This window comes from Tolumonas auensis DSM 9187, assembly GCF_000023065.1.
GTDB lineage: Bacteria > Pseudomonadota > Gammaproteobacteria > Enterobacterales > Aeromonadaceae > Tolumonas > Tolumonas auensis.
Genome location: NC_012691.1, coordinates 2371793 through 2389831, shown reverse-complemented (window position 1 = coordinate 2389831; position 18039 = coordinate 2371793). Strand labels below are relative to the sequence as shown.

The 18039-nt window shown below is 47.6% G+C and carries 15 protein-coding genes; 10 read left to right on the top strand and 5 right to left on the bottom strand.

Annotated features, from left to right (window positions below; all coding sequences use genetic code 11):
• The first annotated feature begins 3 nt into the window (after positions 1–3).
• The gene (gene aroC, locus TOLA_RS11065; RefSeq protein ID WP_015879246.1) at positions 4–1092 is read left to right on the top strand and encodes a chorismate synthase; all 1089 of its coding nucleotides are present in this window, start codon (positions 4–6) and stop codon (positions 1090–1092) included.
• Between the two features lie 84 nt (positions 1093–1176).
• On the opposite strand, the gene TOLA_RS11060 is transcribed toward aroC, so the two are convergent.
• Complete coding sequence (locus TOLA_RS11060) at positions 1177–1932, bottom strand: TerC family protein (protein ID WP_015879245.1); 756 nt, start codon at positions 1930–1932, stop codon at positions 1177–1179.
• Between the two features lie 190 nt (positions 1933–2122).
• On the opposite strand from TOLA_RS11060, the gene nfsA reads away from it, so the two are divergent.
• Complete coding sequence (nfsA, locus tag TOLA_RS11055; protein WP_015879244.1) at positions 2123–2845, top strand: oxygen-insensitive NADPH nitroreductase; 723 nt, start codon at positions 2123–2125, stop codon at positions 2843–2845.
• A 122-nt stretch (positions 2846–2967) separates the two neighbouring features.
• Here nfsA and adhE read toward each other — a convergent pair whose 3' ends face one another.
• Positions 2968–5637, bottom strand: coding sequence for a bifunctional acetaldehyde-CoA/alcohol dehydrogenase (gene adhE, locus TOLA_RS11050; RefSeq protein ID WP_015879243.1), 2670 nt, complete (start codon positions 5635–5637; stop codon positions 2968–2970).
• Between the two features lie 620 nt (positions 5638–6257).
• On the opposite strand from adhE, the gene TOLA_RS11045 reads away from it, so the two are divergent.
• Both TOLA_RS11045 and yciA read left to right on the top strand, forming a co-directional pair.
• Positions 6258–6896: a YchE family NAAT transporter gene (locus tag TOLA_RS11045; RefSeq protein ID WP_015879242.1), complete on the top strand. Its 639-nt coding sequence runs from the start codon at positions 6258–6260 to the stop codon at positions 6894–6896.
• A 127-nt stretch (positions 6897–7023) separates the two neighbouring features.
• Entirely contained in the window at positions 7024–7422 is a 399-nt protein-coding gene (gene yciA, locus TOLA_RS11040) for an acyl-CoA thioester hydrolase YciA (RefSeq protein ID WP_015879241.1), read from the top strand.
• On the opposite strand, the gene xseA is transcribed toward yciA, so the two are convergent.
• Positions 7419–8765 (bottom strand): exodeoxyribonuclease VII large subunit, encoded by a 1347-nt coding sequence (xseA, locus tag TOLA_RS11035; protein ID WP_015879240.1) that lies wholly within the window; start codon positions 8763–8765, stop codon positions 7419–7421. The two genes, yciA and xseA, sit on opposite strands and share 4 nt — an antisense overlap.
• Before the next feature lie 175 nt (positions 8766–8940).
• Between xseA and guaB the strand changes: the two genes are divergently transcribed.
• From guaB to TOLA_RS11010, 5 genes are all read left to right on the top strand, one after another.
• Positions 8941–10404, top strand: coding sequence for an IMP dehydrogenase (guaB, locus tag TOLA_RS11030; protein WP_015879239.1), 1464 nt, complete (start codon positions 8941–8943; stop codon positions 10402–10404).
• A gap of 96 nt (positions 10405–10500) precedes the next feature.
• Positions 10501–12078, top strand: a complete 1578-nt coding sequence (guaA, locus tag TOLA_RS11025; RefSeq protein ID WP_015879238.1) for a glutamine-hydrolyzing GMP synthase — start codon at positions 10501–10503, stop codon at positions 12076–12078.
• A gap of 129 nt (positions 12079–12207) precedes the next feature.
• The gene (locus tag TOLA_RS11020; protein ID WP_015879237.1) at positions 12208–12447 is read left to right on the top strand and encodes a hypothetical protein; all 240 of its coding nucleotides are present in this window, start codon (positions 12208–12210) and stop codon (positions 12445–12447) included.
• 330 nt (positions 12448–12777) lie between these two features.
• Positions 12778–13995: a multidrug effflux MFS transporter gene (locus TOLA_RS11015; RefSeq protein WP_015879236.1), complete on the top strand. Its 1218-nt coding sequence runs from the start codon at positions 12778–12780 to the stop codon at positions 13993–13995.
• Between the two features lie 83 nt (positions 13996–14078).
• The gene (locus tag TOLA_RS11010) at positions 14079–15443 is read left to right on the top strand and encodes a leucine-rich repeat-containing protein kinase family protein (RefSeq protein WP_015879235.1); all 1365 of its coding nucleotides are present in this window, start codon (positions 14079–14081) and stop codon (positions 15441–15443) included.
• Positions 15444–15460: 17 nt separating this feature from the next.
• On the opposite strand, the gene TOLA_RS11005 is transcribed toward TOLA_RS11010, so the two are convergent.
• Both TOLA_RS11005 and TOLA_RS11000 read right to left on the bottom strand, forming a co-directional pair.
• Positions 15461–15736 carry a DUF1289 domain-containing protein gene (locus TOLA_RS11005; protein ID WP_015879234.1) on the bottom strand — a complete coding sequence of 92 codons (276 nt, stop codon included), beginning with the start codon at positions 15734–15736 and terminating at the stop codon, positions 15461–15463.
• Positions 15737–15762: 26 nt separating this feature from the next.
• Positions 15763–16143: a hypothetical protein gene (locus TOLA_RS11000; RefSeq protein ID WP_015879233.1), complete on the bottom strand. Its 381-nt coding sequence runs from the start codon at positions 16141–16143 to the stop codon at positions 15763–15765.
• Positions 16144–16372: 229 nt separating this feature from the next.
• Here TOLA_RS11000 and TOLA_RS10995 point away from each other — a divergent pair, with 229 nt between their 5' ends.
• The gene (locus TOLA_RS10995; protein WP_015879232.1) at positions 16373–18025 is read left to right on the top strand and encodes a putative transporter; all 1653 of its coding nucleotides are present in this window, start codon (positions 16373–16375) and stop codon (positions 18023–18025) included.
• Positions 18026–18039 lie beyond the last annotated feature (14 nt).

Genomic DNA, 18039 nt, shown 5'->3' with positions numbered 1-18039 from the left:
ATTATGGCAGGCAATACTTTCGGACAATTATTTCGGGTCACAACCTTCGGTGAAAGCCACGGGCTGGCTTTAGGGGCGATTGTGGACGGCTGTCCTCCTGGTATGGAATTAACGGAAGCTGATTTACAGGGTGACCTGGATCGTCGTAAACCGGGGACATCCCGTTTCACTACACAACGCCGTGAAGATGATGAGGTGAAAATCTTATCTGGGGTGTTCGAAGGGAAAACGACCGGGACTTCCATTGGTTTGCTGATTGAGAATACGGATCAGCGTTCTAAGGATTATTCAGATATCAAAGATCTGTTCCGTCCGGGACATGCTGATTATACCTATCATCAGAAATATGGTATCCGCGACTATCGTGGTGGTGGCCGTTCCTCTGCACGTGAAACAGCAATGCGTGTTGCTGCCGGTGCCATTGCGAAAAAGTATCTGAAAGAACATTGCGGCATCGAGATTTTTGGCTATCTGGAACAACTCGGACCAATCAAGGCTGAACGATTCGATAAATCGATTATTGAAAATAACCCGTTCTTTTTTGCTGATCCGGACAAACTGGATGAGCTTGATGCCTATATGCGGGATCTGAAGAAACAGGGCGATTCTATCGGCGCTAAATTAAAAGTAATCGCGACCGGCGTTCCTGTTGGTTTGGGTGAACCGGTTTTTGATCGTTTAGATGCTGAAATTGCACATGCAATGATGGGTATCAATGCGGTTAAAGGTGTCGAAGTGGGCGATGGTTTTGCTGTTGTTGAGCAGCATGGCTCTGAACACCGGGACCCTATGCGTCCGGATGGTTTCCTGAGTAATCATGCTGGTGGCATTTTGGGCGGAATCTCCAGCGGGCAGGAAATTGTGGTCGGGTTGGCGCTGAAACCGACCTCCAGCATCATGGTACCGGGTGAAACTATTGATAAGCAGGGTAATCCGGCTGAGATGGTAACGCGTGGTCGTCATGATCCTTGCGTCGGTATCCGTGCTGTTCCTATTGCTGAAGCCATGCTGGCGCTGGTGCTGATGGATCATCTGCTTCGCCATCGTGCGCAAAATTTTGATGTGGTAACGGAAACGCCAAAGCTTAAATAAACGAAAGACTTTATTCGTTAACCGAGCTGAAAAGACCGCCAATTGGCGGTCTTTTTGTTTTCATCTGTATAACATCCGAAAATATTATTGATTCTCTTCTTCAAACGTTTTATGCAGATGAAGTGGCTTTTCCATACCTTTGCGCATTCTGATATTGAGCATTTCAACAATCAGTGAGAACGCCATGGCGGTGTAGATGTAGCCTTTCGATATATGCAGATCGAAACCTTCCGCAATCAGAGCCATACCAACCATGATCAAGAATGCCAACGCCAGTATTTTCAGCGTAGGATTGGTATCGACAAAGTCGCCGATGGGCTTGGCTGCAAACATCATGATGCCTACGGCAATCACGATAGCCAGCACCATCACAGGCACATGATCGGCCATACCAACTGCGGTAATTACAGAATCCAGACTGAATACGATATCCAGAATGGCGATCTGAACTAGCGTGGACAGAAAGCTAACCTGTTTTTTGTTCTCATGATGTTCTTCAGAACTGCCTTCCATACTGGAATGTATTTCGTGGGTACTTTTCCAGATCAGGAACAGACCACCGATAATCAGGATCAAATCGCGTCCGGAAATCGCTTCGTCCATCACAGTAAACATAGGGTTCGTCAGACGCATCACCCAGGCCAGAGAAAGCAATAACAGAATACGGGTTCCCATTGCACCTGCCAGACCAAAGACACGGCCGCGCTGGCGTTGTTCTGGTGGCAGTTTGGAGACCAGAATGGAAATAAAAATGATGTTGTCTATACCTAATACGATTTCCAGCAGTGTTAAGGTAGCCAGAGCTACCCACGCTGAAGGATCGACCATCCATTCAAACATAGTGTTATCCAGTAAAAAGTGACCAATAAAAATAATTAAACCGCTGCAGAGTCTAACAGTCTGATCTTATCGCGGTTAGCAGGAAAAAACGAAGTGATTGTTCGGTTTAACTGATATGTATATCTCCGGTAATATAAGGCAAAGGAGATATTGCCTATTATTGCACAGCTAATGATTGAAGGAGATATGTGTGAAATCAATTATAGATCAAATCAAAGGTCATCGTTCTATCAGAGCTTATACTGAGCAGCCTATATCCTCTGAACAGTTAGATGCCATCCTGGCCGCGGCACAGCAGGCACCGAGTTCCAGTTTTCTGCAGGCAGTATCTGTTATCCGTATTACTGATAAAGCTTTGCGTGAACAGATTATGCGTCTGGCTGCTGAACAGTCTTATATTGCCAGTGCGGCCGAATTCTTACTCTTCTGTGCTGATTTTAACCGTCATGTCCAGATTGTTCCGGAAGCAAAAACAGGCTTTGTTGAACAGTTATTAATAGGGGCGACTGATGCAGCCATGATGGGACAAAATGCGCTGTTGGCAGCAGAATCGCTTGGCCTGGGTGGCGTATATATTGGCGCAGTACGGAATCATCCTGCAGAAATTGGTCAGTTACTCGGTTTACCCGAGCTAGTTATTCCGTTGTTTGGCTTATGTCTGGGCTATCCGGCACAAGACCCGCAAGTAAAACCGAGATTACCGCGTGGACTGGTTGTATATGAAAATCAGTATCAGCCTGTGGATAGGGCATTACTGGAACAATATGATGATGAGATGCGCACTTATTATGCGTCTCGCGGCAGTAACAACAAGGATCAGAGCTGGACGAGCCAGATCCGTAGCATTCTAAGTAAGGAAGCGCGACCATTCATGCTGGGCTATCTGCAGCAGCAGGGGTATTGCAAAAAATAGTCTGGTAACACAGGCAACAGTGCAGAAATAAAAAAAGCCTTCAATATATGAAGGCTTTTTTATAAAGCTTTGACTTTAGTTATCCCTATCAGCTCAGCCGACAGGGATAACAGCATCAGAAATTATTTTTTCTTTTTGCCTTCGTCTTTTTTAGCTTCTTTGACTTCTTCACCAACGGTTACTGCTTCTGGAGCATAAGCACGGCCGTAGTAAGAGTCCAGCAACAGTTGTTTCAGTTCAGAGATCAATGGGAAACGTGGGTTAGCACCAGTACATTGGTCATCGAACGCTTCAACAGCCAGTTGGTCAACTTTAGCCAGGAACGCAGCTTCGTTCACGCCAGCATCACGGATAGATGCAGGGATGTCCAGCTCAGCTTTCAGGCCTTCCAACCAAGTCAGCAGTTTTTCAACTTTAACACCAGTACGGTCGCCAGCAGCGGTCAGACCCAGGTGATCAGCGATTTCTGAATAACGACGACGTGCTTGTGGACGGTCGTATTGAGAGAACGCAGTCTGTTTAGTTGGGTTGTCGTTCGCGTTGTAACGGATTACGTTAGCGATCAACAGGGCGTTAGCCAGACCGTGAGGAATGTGGAACTCAGCACCCAGTTTGTGAGCCATAGAGTGGCACACGCCCAGGAAGGAGTTCGCGAACGCGATACCAGCGATGGTAGCTGCGTTGTGTACTTTCTCACGAGCAACAGGGTCTTTAGAACCGTTTGCGTAGCTGCTTGGCAGGTATTCTTTCAGCAGTTTCAGTGCTTGCAGAGCTTGACCGTCTGAGTATTCGTTAGCCAGTACAGAAACATAAGCTTCAACAGCGTGAGTTACCGCATCAACACCACCGAACGCACACAGTGACTTAGGCATGTTCATAACCAGGTTCGCATCAACGATAGCCATGGTTGGAGTCAGCTCGTAGTCAGCCAGTGGGTATTTAACGCCACCGTTCAGGTCGTCAGTAACTACCGCGAATGGAGTAACTTCAGAACCGGTACCGGAAGTAGTAGTGATACATACCAGGTCAGCTTTGATACCCATTTTAGGGAACTTGTAGATACGTTTACGGATGTCCATGAAACGCATTGCCAGTTCTTCGAAATGAGTTTCTGGGTGCTCGTACATAACCCACATGATCTTCGCAGCGTCCATTGGTGAACCACCGCCCAGCGCCAGGATTACGTCTGGTTTGAAAGAGCGCATCATCTCTGCACCTTTCTTAACGATGGTCAGAGTTGGGTCTGCAGCCACTTCGTAGAATACTTCTACTTCCATGCCTTTGTCTTTCAGGATGGTAACCAGTTCGTCAGCATAACCGTTGTTGAACAGGAAGCTGTCGGTAACAACCATTGCGCGTTTTTTGCCTTCCAGGTCAGTCAGTGCAATTGGCAGAGAACCGCGACGGAAGTAAATTGATTTAGGAAGTTTGTGCCACAGCATATTTTCTGCTCGCTTAGCTACTGTCTTCTTGTTGATCAGATGTTTTGGACCTACGTTTTCAGAGATGGAGTTACCACCCCATGAACCACAACCCAGAGTCAGAGAAGGAGCCAGGTTAAAGTTGTACAGGTCACCGATACCACCATGAGAAGTAGGGGTATTGATCAGGATACGAGCAGTCTTCATCTTGTCACCGAAGTAACGAACGCGATCGTCGTTCTTGTCCTGGTCGGTGTACAGAGCTGAAGTATGACCGATACCGCCCAGATCAACCATCTGGCAAGCGAAGTCAACAGCTTCAGTGAAGTCTTTAGCACGGAACATACCCAGTGATGGAGACAGTTTCTCGTGAGCGAATTCTTCTTCGTAGCAGATTTTAGCGCCTTCCCCGATCAGGATCTTGGTGTCAGAAGGAACTTTGATGCCAGCCAGTTCAGCGATTTTGGTCGCTGGTTGACCTACGATTGCCGCATTCAGGGCACCGTTGATCAGCAGTACTTTACGAACTTTGTCAGCTTCATCTTTGTTCAGGATATAGCCGCCGTGAGAAGCGAAACGCTCTTTCACTGCGTCATAAACTGAATCAACTACGATAACAGCCTGTTCAGAAGCACAAACTACGCCGTTGTCGAAAGTTTTAGACAACAGGATAGAAGCTACAGCACGTTTGATGTCTGCAGTTTCATCGATAACAACTGGAGTGTTACCTGCGCCTACACCGATAGCTGGTTTACCTGAAGAGTAAGCCGCTTTAACCATCGCAGGACCACCAGTAGCCAGGATCAGGTTAATGTCCTGGTGTTTCATCAGGTAGTTAGACATTTCTACAGATGGGGTATCGATCCAGCCAACGATGTCAGCAGGTGCACCGGCAGCAACAGCAGCATCCAGAACGATACGTGCAGCAGCAGCAGTAGAATTTTTAGCACGTGGGTGCGGGGAGAAAACGATACCGTTACGAGTTTTCAGTGCAATCAGAGATTTGAAGATTGCAGTAGAAGTCGGGTTGGTAGTTGGAACGATACCGCAGATGATACCGATTGGTTCAGCGATAGTGATGGTTCCGAAAGTTTTGTCTTCTTCCAGGATGCCACAAGTTTTTTCGTCTTTGTATTTGTTGTAAATGTACTCAGATGCGAAGTGGTTTTTAGTCACTTTATCTTCAACGATACCCATGCCTGATTCAGCTGCTGCCATCTGAGCCAGAGGAATACGGGCATTGTTTGCTGCCAGAGCAGCAGCGCGGAAGATTTTGTCTACCTGTTCTTGGCTGAAAGTTGCGAATTCGCGTTGAGCTTTTTTAACGCGGACAAGCAGTTCATCCAATTCAGCAACGTTGGTTACTGGCATACATTTCTCCTAGTGAGTTTGAAAAACGGTTTATTAAGGCACGTACATCACTATAGCAGCTGTATTTATAGTGTGACTTAGTAAACAATTTTCGTAGTCGATTATAGAAGTAGGTAATGCGTAAAAATTTGATCCAAATCAATTTTAGTAAACGGACCCTGTAATTTATGTCTGAATTTACTCTATGAAAGCGATTGTGAGATATATTCAACAGAAATACGAGACATGTTCAACAGAACAATAGTCACTAAATGGTTACAAAATTTACAAAACAAAATTTTTGACATTTTTGTAACCAAATCATCACAACCCCGCGTCAGATAAGGCGATGATCCAGAATACCTCCTGAGCTGCTTTCTATCTTTTACTGAAATCTGAAGCGTAAAATTCTATACCGGTCTCACCATTTGAGCTGTTTTTTATATGGACTGACCATGTTTTGTTTGTATTCGGACTTAGTGTTCCGTTGATGACAATAAAATGCATTCGGATAAAAAAAACTAATCCTTAATGTGATGGGCATAAATTTATCTCTCTGGTGAAGAAATCCTGTTTTAGCTACTCTTGGCACTAATTTCTGACATACTTATTTCCTACTTATCTGAGCCTGTTGTCATACTATGGATCCATTATCTTTTTCGGTTTATCTGAAGTTTTTTATTGGTCTTACCGCCATCATTAATCCGTTGGGATTGCTGCCGGTATTTGTCAGTCTGACCAGTCAGCAGACACCACAGGAGCGGCTGCGGACAAATACGACAGCTAATTTCGCCGTTATGGTGATCCTGTGGGTATCCATGTTTTTCGGCCAGATCATCCTGGATGCGTTTGATATTTCGATTGCATCATTCAGGATTGCGGGTGGTTCGCTGATTGTGCTGATTGCCTGGTCGATGCTGCAGGGTAAACTGGGCGAAGTGCGTCACAATAAAGAAGAAAAAGGTGACACTCTGGCGAAAGAATCAATTGCCGTTGTTCCGCTGGCATTACCGCTGATGGCGGGTCCCGGAGCAATCAGTTCGACCATTGTTTATTCATCACAATTCAATTCTGCACAACAATTGCTGGGCATGAGCCTGGTTGTCGTGGTTTTTTGCTTCTCATCCTGGCTGATATTCCGTGCGGCACCTTTGCTGTTTCGCCTGATGGGACGTACCGGTATCAACGTGGTGACCCGTATCATGGGGTTGATCATGATGTCGCTGGGTATTGAAATTATGGTTGCCGGTATCAAACACATGTTTCCGGTGCTGGCATAAGACTCGGGCAAGTGACGGAAATTGCTACGAAATTGTAAAAATGAGCATTTGCCGTGATTCATATGAATATAGTCAAAAGCACTTTTGCTGAGTATATTTAACATTTTCCCTACAAAAAGAGCTGAAAATGAACAACGTTAAACGTCATCCGAAAGGCGAGCTGATTATCCGTACTCAGGCGATGCCTGCAGATACTAATCAGAATGGCGATATCTTTGGTGGCTGGATTATGTCCCAGATGGATTTAGCTGGCGGCATGCTGGCGACAGAAATTGCAAGGGGACGTATTGCGACTGTTGCGGTTGAAGGCATGACTTTTCATCAGCCAGTGAAAGTGGGGGACGCGGTGTGTGTTCACGGTGAATGTACCCGCGTCGGCAGAACCTCGATGACTGTCCATTTAGAAGTCTGGATCAAGCCGCTGCTGCGTTCCGAAAGTTATGAGCGTTACTGCGTCACCGAAGGCGTTTTTACGTATGTCGCTATCGATGACGCCGGGCACCCGCGTGCGGTACCCAAAGATTAATTTTCAGATTTTACTTCTTCAGTTCTGACCTTCAATGTTCCCTGGTGTAGCTGAACATTCAGCATTTCTCCGGTAGTCACTTGCTGACTGCTATGGATCAGCTCACCTTTTGCATTGGTAGTGACGGAATAGCCTCTGGCCAACACTTGCAGTGGACTTAATGCATGTAACTGGCCGCTCAGCCGGGATAGCGTTTGTGCGCTGTCCTGTTGTTTGCTCTGCATTGCATTCAATAAACGCTGATACAGATAAGCATGCTGTTTTTGCAGATTTGGGAGCTGCCGTTTGGGCGAAACCTGCTGCAGGCGCTGATGCTGAGACATCCACTGCTGGTTTGCCTGCACTAACGTTTGTGTCATTACACGTTCCAGACGAAATTGTAATTCATCTTGTTTTTGTATTTTCTGCTGTAACTGATATCTGGGGTTTTGTGTATTTAATCTGGCGTATTGCTGTTGCCAGGCTATTTGGTGCTGCTGTAGCCGTAGCTGTATCGCCTGTTGCAGACGATGCTGATATTGCGCTAACCGGTGTAGTTGTTGCTGTTGATCGCGGCTGACTAATTCTGCAGCGGCAGAAGGGGTTGGGGCGCGAAGATCAGCCGCAAAATCTGACAAGGTCACATCTGTTTCATGTCCGACCGCACTGACAATCGGGATCGGACTGTTAGCGATTGCTCTGACTACGAGTTCATCATTAAAACACCAGAGATCTTCCAGTGAGCCACCGCCACGGCCGATGATCAGCAAGTCGCATTCATTGCGTCGCCAGGCAGTCTCCAGCGCATTCAGCAATGCCGGCACTGCACTCTCTCCCTGTACGGCGCTGGGATATAAGATCACCGGTAATGCCGGATCGCGCCGGGCCAGAATGGTCAGCATATCGTGAATGGCTGCACCGGTCGGGGAGGTGATAATCCCGATCTGTTTCGGTTGGGTTGGCAATGCGCGTTTACGGCGAGGATCAAACAAACCTTCCGCCATTAACCGGGCTTTTAATGCTTCCAGTTTCATCTGCAGTAAACCGTCACCGGCGGGCTGCATTTTCTCGACGATCAGCTGGTAATCGCCGCGGGCTTCATAGAGCGAAAGCTGTCCCTGAACGAGTATTTGCTGGCCATTTTGCGGGCGGAAGCTGACGCGACGGTTTTGCCCTTTAAACATGGCGGCCCGGATTTGGGCCTGCTGATCTTTTAGGGTGAAGTACCAGTGTCCTGAACTGTGCTGTACCAGATTGGATATTTCTGCGGTCAGCCAGACCAGCCCCATTTCCTGTTCCAGAAGGAGCCGAACCACATTATTTAGCCGGCTGACGGTATAGATTACTGGTTGAGATATAGCCACTGGAACGCTCTTGATTCACTGGATCAGAGGCTAATAATAACAACGACCTGCGACAGTGGTAAAAAAAATTGTGATTTAAAACGCAAAATTGCTTTACCAACCCCTATGAAGTGCCTAAAATCTCGCTGCAATATTTTACCCACCCCCTTTCATTAATTAACGGTGAGATGTTGCCATGTTACGCATAGCCAAAGAAGCACTGACTTTTGACGACGTTCTGTTAGTCCCTGCTCATTCAATCGTTCTTCCTAATACCGCAGATCTGCGCACTCATCTGACAAAAGATATCGTGCTGAACATTCCTATGGCTTCCGCTGCAATGGATACCGTAACTGGTGCTCGCTTAGCGATTGCACTGGCACAGGAAGGTGGTCTCGGCTTCATCCATAAAAACATGTCTATCGAACAGCAGGCGGACAAAGTTCGTCGCGTTAAAAAGTTCGAAAGTGGCATCGTGACTGATCCGGTAACCGTTCGCCCAGACATGACTATTGCTCAGATCAAAGAGCTGACTTTCATGAGCGGTTTTGGTGGCTTCCCAGTTGTAGACACTGACGGTTCACTGATGGGTATCATCACGGGTCGTGACGTGCGTTTTGTGACCGACCTGAGCATGAAAGTGCATGAAGTGATGACGCCAAAAGCGCGTCTGGTCACTGTGCATGAAAATGCATCCCGTGAAGTGGTTCAGGCTTTGATGCAAAAACACCGCATCGAGAAAGTGCTGATCGTTAACGATGATTTCAAACTGACCGGTATGATCACGGTTAAAGATTTCCAGAAAGCAGAAAGCAAACCGAACGCGTGTAAAGACGCAATGGGTCGTTTACGCGTAGGTGCCGCCGTTGGTGCTGGTGCTGGTAACGAAGAGCGTGTTGCTGCACTGGTTGCTGCGGGTGTTGACGTGCTGTTGATTGATTCTTCACATGGTCATTCACAAGGCGTACTGGATCGTATTCGCGATACACGTAAAGAATATCCAAACCTGCAGATCGTAGGTGGTAACGTGGCGACTGCGAAAGGTGCGGAAGCTTTGGTTGACGCGGGTGTGAGCGCTGTTAAGGTCGGTATCGGCCCTGGCTCTATCTGTACAACCCGTATCGTCACCGGTTGTGGTGTGCCACAAATCACCGCTATCTCTGATGCTGCTGGTGCACTGGAAGGTTCAGGTATTCCGGTCATCGCTGACGGTGGTATCCGCTTCTCTGGCGATATCGCTAAATCTATCGCGGCGGGTGCAAGTCTGGTAATGGTAGGTTCTATGTTCGCGGGTACTGAAGAGTCTCCAGGCGAAATTGAACTGTATCAGGGCCGTTCATTTAAATCTTACCGTGGTATGGGTTCATTAGGCGCGATGTCTAAAGGTTCTTCTGACCGTTATTTCCAGACTGACAATGCAGCAGACAAGCTGGTTCCGGAAGGTATCGAAGGTCGTGTTCCTTACAAAGGCTGGCTAAAAGAGATCATCCATCAACAAATGGGTGGTTTACGCTCTGCCATGGGCCTCACAGGTAGTGCTACAATAGAAGACTTGCGTACCAAGGCAGAATTCGTGAAGATCAGTGGTGCAGGGATCCAGGAATCCCACGTCCATGATGTGACGATTACGAAAGAAGCCCCGAACTATCGCATGGGCTAAATTGACAAACAGTCAGGGCGCAAAGCGCCCTGATTTATTTCATACGAGAACAGGCGTTTTCGTATTGGCCACTCCTTAATGATGATTAGGACGACCATGAGCAAAAATATTCATAAACATCGTATTCTGATCCTGGACTTCGGGTCGCAATATACTCAGCTGATTGCACGTCGTGTGCGTGAAATTGGTGTGTATTGTGAACTGTGGGCGTGGGATGTTACTGAAGAGCAGATCCGTGAATTCAATCCGGATGGGATCATTCTGTCAGGCGGCCCGGAGTCAGTGACTGAATCTGACAGCCCGCGTGCTCCGGAATATGTATTTAATGCTGGTGTACCTGTGCTGGGCGTGTGCTATGGCATGCAGACCATGGCTGAACAGCTGGGTGGCAAAGTAGAAAGCTCTGACAAGCGTGAATTCGGCTACGCCAAAGTCAAGCTGGTAAAAGACAGCGAACTGTTCCACAACATTGAAGATGCGATCACAGAAGATGGTCGTCCTGAGCTGGATGTGTGGATGAGTCATGGCGATAAAGTCATGGAAATTCCTGTTGATTTTGTCACGATCGCTGTAACACCGACTTGCCCGCATGCGGCAATGGCTAATGAAGCCAAACGTTTCTATGGTGTGCAATTCCATCCTGAAGTAACGCACACTGTACAAGGCGCCCGTATGCTGGAACGCTTTGTTAAAGAGATCTGTCACTGCGAGGCTCTGTGGACACCAGCTACCATCATCGAAGACGCGGTTGCGCGTATCCGTGAGCAGGTAGGTACTGACGAAGTTATTCTGGGTCTGTCCGGCGGTGTGGATTCTTCCGTCGTTGCGATGCTGATCCACCGCGCTGTCGGTAAACAATTGACCTGTGTGTTCGTGGATAATGGCTTGCTGCGTCTGAACGAAGGTCAGCAGGTCATGGAAATGTTCGGCGATCATTTTGGCCTGAACATTATCAAGGTAGATGCGGAAGAACGTTTCCTGTCTGCACTGAAAGGTATTGCTGATCCTGAACTGAAACGTAAAGCGATCGGCCGTGTGTTTGTTGAAGTTTTCGATGATGAATCGAAAAAACTGAAAAATGCAAAATGGCTGGCGCAGGGCACTATCTATCCGGACGTGATCGAATCAGCGGCATCCAAGACTGGTAAGGCACATGTGATCAAGTCTCACCATAACGTGGGCGGTTTGCCTGACGATATGAAGATGGGTCTGGTTGAGCCACTGCGTGAACTGTTCAAAGACGAAGTTCGCCGCGTGGGTCTGGAACTGGGTCTGCCTTACAACATGCTGTACCGTCATCCGTTCCCAGGCCCAGGCTTAGGCGTTCGTGTACTGGGTGAAGTGAAGAAAGAGTATTGCGACCTGCTGCGTCGTGCTGATGCGATCTTCATTGAAGAGCTGCATAACGCCGATCTGTACAACAAAGTCAGCCAGGCATTCACTGTCTTCCTGCCGGTACGCTCTGTTGGCGTAATGGGCGATGGTCGTAAATATGACTGGGTTGTTTCACTGCGCGCAGTAGAAACCATCGATTTCATGACCGCGCATTGGGCACATCTGCCTTATGACTTCCTAGGCCATGTTTCTAACCGTATTATCAATGAAATCAACGGCATCAGCCGCGTGGTTTATGATATTTCCGGTAAGCCGCCAGCAACGATTGAGTGGGAATAGTAAATTACTGTTTCCTGATGTCTACAGACATCTATTGATGGAATGTAAGCCCCTAATTTTAGGGGCTTTTTTCTGCCATTCATGGTTGGCTGTTATCCAGCAGCTTCATTTTTAACAATAGTGAGCCGTATGCAATCACGACAGCTTTATATCTTTATCGGTGGGCCTTTAGATGGTCAGGCGCTTAGCATCCCAACAGAACAAGACACCGTTGATGTGCAGGATGAGAACAAAGCAGCCAAGCGAATTCAGTATCGTAAGCGCCTGTTAGATGTTAATGGGAAACAGTTTTCAGTATTTGCCATTGCAGATGTTTCTGAACAGCAAATTGAAAAAGTGAAGACACGTTGGCAGGCGTATTTCCAATAATTCAAAAGTACATTACAGCAAAGCGGTTACAAGATGCTTGTTCGACACTGCTGGCGAGTGCAACGGATGCCTCATTTGATTTTACCTGATATCGCCTTTACGTTATTAACGGCAATTGATGAGCACAATTCATAATACTATTACGATTTTACGCGATTATCTTTGAGCTCATTGTCGTTAAACTACTCACAAGATAATTTGGCTGCACATCCATTCTCTATCTGTACACACAACCCAATACGCTTGATGCGCCGTCTCGTTTTCGTTCGCATGTTTTCATGTGCATGGTTACATCGTTTCCATAGTTATACAGGTTTCAAGGATATTGTTATGAGTGATACGGCAGAAAGCATAGTGTTTCAACCGCATGAATCAGCCAAAGTTAAAACGACGGTTTGGTTGATGTCGATATTAGGTGCCTTAATGGCATTCACATCACTATCAACCGATATTTATCTGCCCGCTATGCCGCAAATGGCCAGCGAACTGCAGGGGAATGTTGAATTAACGGTTACCGGTTTTCTGCTCGGGTTTATGGTGGCCCAATTGATTTGGGGGCCAATCAGTGATCATTTAGGTCGACGCATTCCGTTATTCATTGGCATGGTGCTGTTTGTGATCGGTTCTATTGGCTGTGCGGGGTCACAAAGCCTTGAACAGATTGTATTTTGGCGGGTATTCCAAGCGTTGGGGGCTTGTACTGGGCCGATGTTGGCGCGTGCGATGATACGCGATCTGTTTTCCCGCACCGAAGGTGCCCGGATGCTGTCGACGCTGGTGATCATCATGGCCATCGCCCCGATTGCCGGGCCGGTGTTGGGCGGTCAGATCATCAAGTTTTCAACGTGGCACAGCATTTTCTGGCTGTTAGCCATTATCGGTTCGTTGATGTTTGTTTCGCTGTTTTGGTTGCCAGAAACGCTGGCAGCGGAAAAACGGGTAAAAGCATCATTTGCATCGGTGTTTACCAATTATCAGCGCTTACTTAAAAACGGCGCGTTCATGAAATACACGCTCTGTGTAACGTTGTATTACGTGGGGGCTTATGCCTTTATTACCGGCTCTCCGGCGGTTTATATCTCTTATTTTGGCATCGATGCGCAATATTACGGTTGGTTATTTGCGGTGAATATTGTTGGTGTCATGACGGTGAGTTTTATCAACCGTTCTCTGGTGCGCCATATTTCATTACAGCGATTGCTCAGAGTTTCCAGTTTAGTAGCCGCTGTCGCCATGATCATTATGGCCTTGTCGGTAAAAATGAATGTGGGTGGTCTTTATATTATTTTGGTCATGGTATTTATCTATTTTTCGATGAATGGTGTGATTGCGGCTTCATCAACGGCCGCAGCGTTAGATGAAGTGCCGGAAATTGCGGGTTCAGCATCGGCATTGATTGGGGCATTACAATATGGCAGCGGCATTATTTCATCGCTGTTGCTGGCCTATTTTGGCAATGACACGCCGTGGACAATGACATGGATCATGATGCTGTTCACCTGTGGTAGTGCGCTGGTAGTGCGCATCAAGACGGCAGAGAAGGCATAAGATACTCATGTTATAATTCAGGCCGATTTTATAGGCTGGATCAGAGACCCACGGAATGTGGGTTTCTTTTTATTGAGTTGATGATGCATACACTTGAACAATTACGTGCTGGTGAATTACATGGCATTCGCCGCTTAACACTCTGCTGCGGTTTAACGGCGTTTCCGCAAGAAATTTTCTCATTATCAGACTCACTGGAAATACTCGATCTGTCGGGTAATCAGCTCTCTTCATTGCCAGATGACCTCGATCAGCTGACCAAACTAAAGGTCATTTTCTGTTCGCAGAATCAGTTTACTGAATTGCCTGCTGTGCTGGGGCGTTGCCAGTCTCTTGGTATGATTGGTTTTAAAGCGAATAAAATCCGCCATGTTCCGGCAACATCACTGCCTGCAAAGTTGCGTTGGTTAACGCTGACGGATAACGAGATAGAGGCATTACCACCAGAAATCGGCGATTGTCATGCTCTGCAAAAATTGATGCTGGCAGGAAATAGACTGCAAGCATTGCCGGAGACATTGGTTAATTGTCAGCGGCTGGAATTGATCCGTATTGCTGCTAATCAACTGCATACATTTCCAACATGGTTGCTTTCTTTACCTCGTTTATCCTGGCTGGCGTATTCCGGAAATCCGTTTAGTGCCGCGTTGGAAGCGGGAGCGTTGGCCGATTCATCTCTTGATGATATTCATTGGGATAGTCTGGAACTTGACCAGTTATTGGGGGAAGGGGCTTCAGGCGTCATTCACCGGGCAAAATATGGTTATGCTGATGCAGATACTTGCCATGTTGCGGTGAAGTTATTTAAAGGCGACGTGACCAGTGACGGTTTACCGCAGTGCGAAATGGCGGCCTCGGTCAGTGCCGGAGAGCACCCCAATCTGATCAATGTGCTCGGCAGAGTGACAGCGCATCCATCCGGCGTAAATGGCTTAGTGATGGCATTGATCGACGCAGAATTTAGTAATCTTGCTGGTCCGCCGAGTTTGGATTCCTGTACCCGCGATGTTTACCCTGCAGATACCCGTTTTGAGCTGCCGGTAGTATTGCGCATTGCTCAAAGTATTGTTTCTGTTGCGCAGCATTTGCACCAGCAAGGGATCATGCACGGCGATCTTTACGGACATAATATTCTGCATTGCGGCGAGGGGCGAACCTTGCTCGGTGATTTCGGTGCGGCTTCATTTTATGCAATTGATAATCGAACAATAGCCGATGGGCTACAGAAGCTGGAAGTAAGGGCTTTTGGTTGCATCTTGGAGGAGTTGATTGAGCGGTGTATTGCATCCGACATGGCGCAGAGCGCGCTTTATCTTCTCAACGAGTTGAAATCAGCCTGCATGTGCGAGGAAAATCAGTTGCGCCCTGGTTTTGATGCAATTGGTCAGCAACTTGCGTTTATCAGCAAAGAGTTCGAGTTAAAAACTGAACATGCCGGAGCGGTGTGAGAGGTCGTGCGTTGAAATTATTCATCATCGAATAACGGCAGTGTCGGGGATGTGTCAGTTTCCGGCGTTGCCGTTTGTTTTTGTGCGGCCAGTAAACGGCGGTATTTACGCTGGCGGCACAATCGGATGATTTCGCGCTGTTGTGCCGGACTATATTTTAGCCATTGAAAGCGTTCTTCACGCGAACGAAAACACCCCAAACAATAACCTTTGTTATCAGTTTCACAATAACCGATACAAGGGCTGGGGATTGGGAATAGTTCCAGTTGTTCCTGATGGTTGGCTTCATTCATGCTGCATCGCCACCATTAATGGCCGGTCAGAACTTGTAGACTACCACCATTCCATAGGTTTTATCGCCATTCAGCGTATTCATTTTCGGTGCGACATACCATTTATCGGTGGCATATGCGCCAACCGCCGCGCCAAGTGTACCAACGGCTGCATCCAATAGTGAAAAACTATGTCCGTTTGTCGAATCGTAAATTTCACCGGCAAAAGCGACAGACGTGCTGATAGTGAAACCGACCCAGGCAGGTTCCTGAACTTCCGGCCAGAATTGATCCACCACATAGGTAGATGCACCTGCCAATGCTGTATGGCCGGCAAAATGACTGAACTCAGCGCCGAAGCTGTCGTTAGCTTGAACGGCTGAGCTTGCCAGCATGCTGCTCAGCAGGATCCATGTCATTGATTTCATCCTACAGTCCCTCATGTGATGAACGGCCAAACGTTCTTTTAACGTTAAGTTTAGAACTCTTTTGGCGATACCCTTCGCATTTCTGAGGAAATTTACTGATTTTGCCAAATGGAACACAGGATCATTTCTACCATTAACGTATTGATCAGGATGTGAGAAAAATTCTGGCTTAGATCAGACGTTCTGGGCTTGAAAAGGATGCCGGTGTATATATCAGGGGACCTTTAGCATGAGCGAGATAGCGTTAGCCATCTGCATTTTATCGTTGGTAGCCATAATCGGTTTATGGATTGGGAACTGGCGGATTTATGGCGTTGGTCTGGGAATCGGTGGGGTATTGTTTGGCGGGATCGCGATAGGTCATTTTGCCAAGCTGTATGGCCTGGAAGTTAATCTGCATACGCTTGAATTTATTCGTGAATTCGGACTGATTTTGTTTGTATACACTATTGGTATTCAGGTCGGCCCCGGTTTTTTTGCTTCATTGCGGACATCGGGTCTTAAGCTGAATTTGTTTGCTGCGCTGCTGGTTGTTCTGGGCTGCATTGTTGCCGTGATCCTGCATAAGATTTGGGGAATTCCACTGCCCGTGATTCTGGGGACTTATTCCGGTGCAGTAACGAACACGCCATCGCTGGGGGCGGGTCAGTTAATGCTCTCAGAATTAGGGGCTGATTCCAATGTTATGACGCTGAGTTATGCCGTTGCTTATCCGTTTGGCATCTGCGGTATTCTGCTGTCTATGTGGTTGATCCGGTTTGTGTTTCGCATCAATGTTGATAGTGAAGCCCGGCTTTATCAGCAACAATCCGGTCTGGGGCATGGCAATCTGCAGACCATGAATATTGAAATTCGTAACAGTAATCTGAGTGGCCTGACTTTGCAGGAGATCCCTGATCTTGAAGAGGGGGAAGTGGTTTGCTCCCGTCTGAAACGAGGGGATGTACTGATGGTGCCGAAGCCGGATACGGTGGTCCAACTGGGTGACTTACTGCATTTGGTGGGAGATAAAAAAGCACTGAAAAAAGTCCGGCTGGTGATTGGTGAGGAGGTCGCAACCTCATTATCTACGCAGGGTACGGAGCTGCGGGTTGAACGGGTCGTGGTCACTAATGAGAAAGTGCTAGGTAAAACACTGGGCGATCTGGAACTGAAAAGTAAGTTTGATGTGGTGGTATCCCGCTTGAATCGTGCCGGGATCGAGCTGGTTCCCGGAAGTGGTTCCAGTCTGCAGTTTGGGGACATCCTGAATCTGGTGGGAAGACCAGAATCGATTGAAGCGGTGGCGGGTCTGGTTGGTAATGCGCAGCATAAGCTGCAGCAGGTACAGATGTTGCCGGTATTTTTAGGGATCGGGTTGGGTGTGATCGTGGGATCGATCCCGTTTTACATTCCCGGATTTTCTGCTGCTTTGAAACTGGGGCTGGCGGGTGGGCCGCTGGTGGTTGCGCTGATCCTGTCACGTATCGGCAGTATCGGTAAGCTGTATTGGTTTATGCCGCCCAGTGCTAACCTGGCACTGCGTGAGATAGGCATTGTACTGTTCCTGTCAGTGGTAGGGCTGAAATCAGGCGGTGAGTTTGTTTCCACGCTGGTGGACGGAGACGGCCTGCTGTGGATGGCCTGCGGTGCGGTCATTACGTTGTTGCCATTGCTGGTGGTCGGTTTTCTGGCGCGGGTTTTCGGAAAGATTAATTATTTATCGCTGTGCGGTATGCTGGCAGGATCAATGACCGATCCGCCTGCACTGGCATTTGCTAATGCGATGCATCCGACCAGTGATGCGGCTGCTCTATCGTATGCTACGGTTTATCCAATGGTCATGTTCCTGCGTATTATCTCGCCGCAATTACTGGTGATCTTGTTGTGGAGCGGGGGATAGTAGCCGCTGAAAAT

Excerpts from the sequence above, each read along its gene's own strand:
- TOLA_RS11045 (WP_015879242.1), top strand. The coding sequence starts at position 6,258 with ATGGATCCATTATCTTTTTCGGTTTATCTGAAGTTTTTTATTGGTCTT.
- aroC (WP_015879246.1), top strand. The coding sequence starts at position 4 with ATGGCAGGCAATACTTTCGGACAATTATTTCGGGTCACAACCTTCGGT.
- guaB (WP_015879239.1), top strand. The coding sequence starts at position 8,941 with ATGTTACGCATAGCCAAAGAAGCACTGACTTTTGACGACGTTCTGTTA.
- TOLA_RS11015 (WP_015879236.1), top strand. The coding sequence starts at position 12,778 with ATGAGTGATACGGCAGAAAGCATAGTGTTTCAACCGCATGAATCAGCC.
- TOLA_RS11005 (WP_015879234.1), bottom strand. The coding sequence starts at position 15,736 with ATGAATGAAGCCAACCATCAGGAACAACTGGAACTATTCCCAATCCCC.
- TOLA_RS10995 (WP_015879232.1), top strand. The coding sequence starts at position 16,373 with ATGAGCGAGATAGCGTTAGCCATCTGCATTTTATCGTTGGTAGCCATA.
- adhE (WP_015879243.1), bottom strand. The coding sequence starts at position 5,637 with ATGCCAGTAACCAACGTTGCTGAATTGGATGAACTGCTTGTCCGCGTT.
- TOLA_RS11060 (WP_015879245.1), bottom strand. The coding sequence starts at position 1,932 with ATGTTTGAATGGATGGTCGATCCTTCAGCGTGGGTAGCTCTGGCTACC.
- yciA (WP_015879241.1), top strand. The coding sequence starts at position 7,024 with ATGAACAACGTTAAACGTCATCCGAAAGGCGAGCTGATTATCCGTACT.
- TOLA_RS11000 (WP_015879233.1), bottom strand. The coding sequence starts at position 16,143 with ATGAAATCAATGACATGGATCCTGCTGAGCAGCATGCTGGCAAGCTCA.
- TOLA_RS11020 (WP_015879237.1), top strand. The coding sequence starts at position 12,208 with ATGCAATCACGACAGCTTTATATCTTTATCGGTGGGCCTTTAGATGGT.
- TOLA_RS11010 (WP_015879235.1), top strand. The coding sequence starts at position 14,079 with ATGCATACACTTGAACAATTACGTGCTGGTGAATTACATGGCATTCGC.
- guaA (WP_015879238.1), top strand. The coding sequence starts at position 10,501 with ATGAGCAAAAATATTCATAAACATCGTATTCTGATCCTGGACTTCGGG.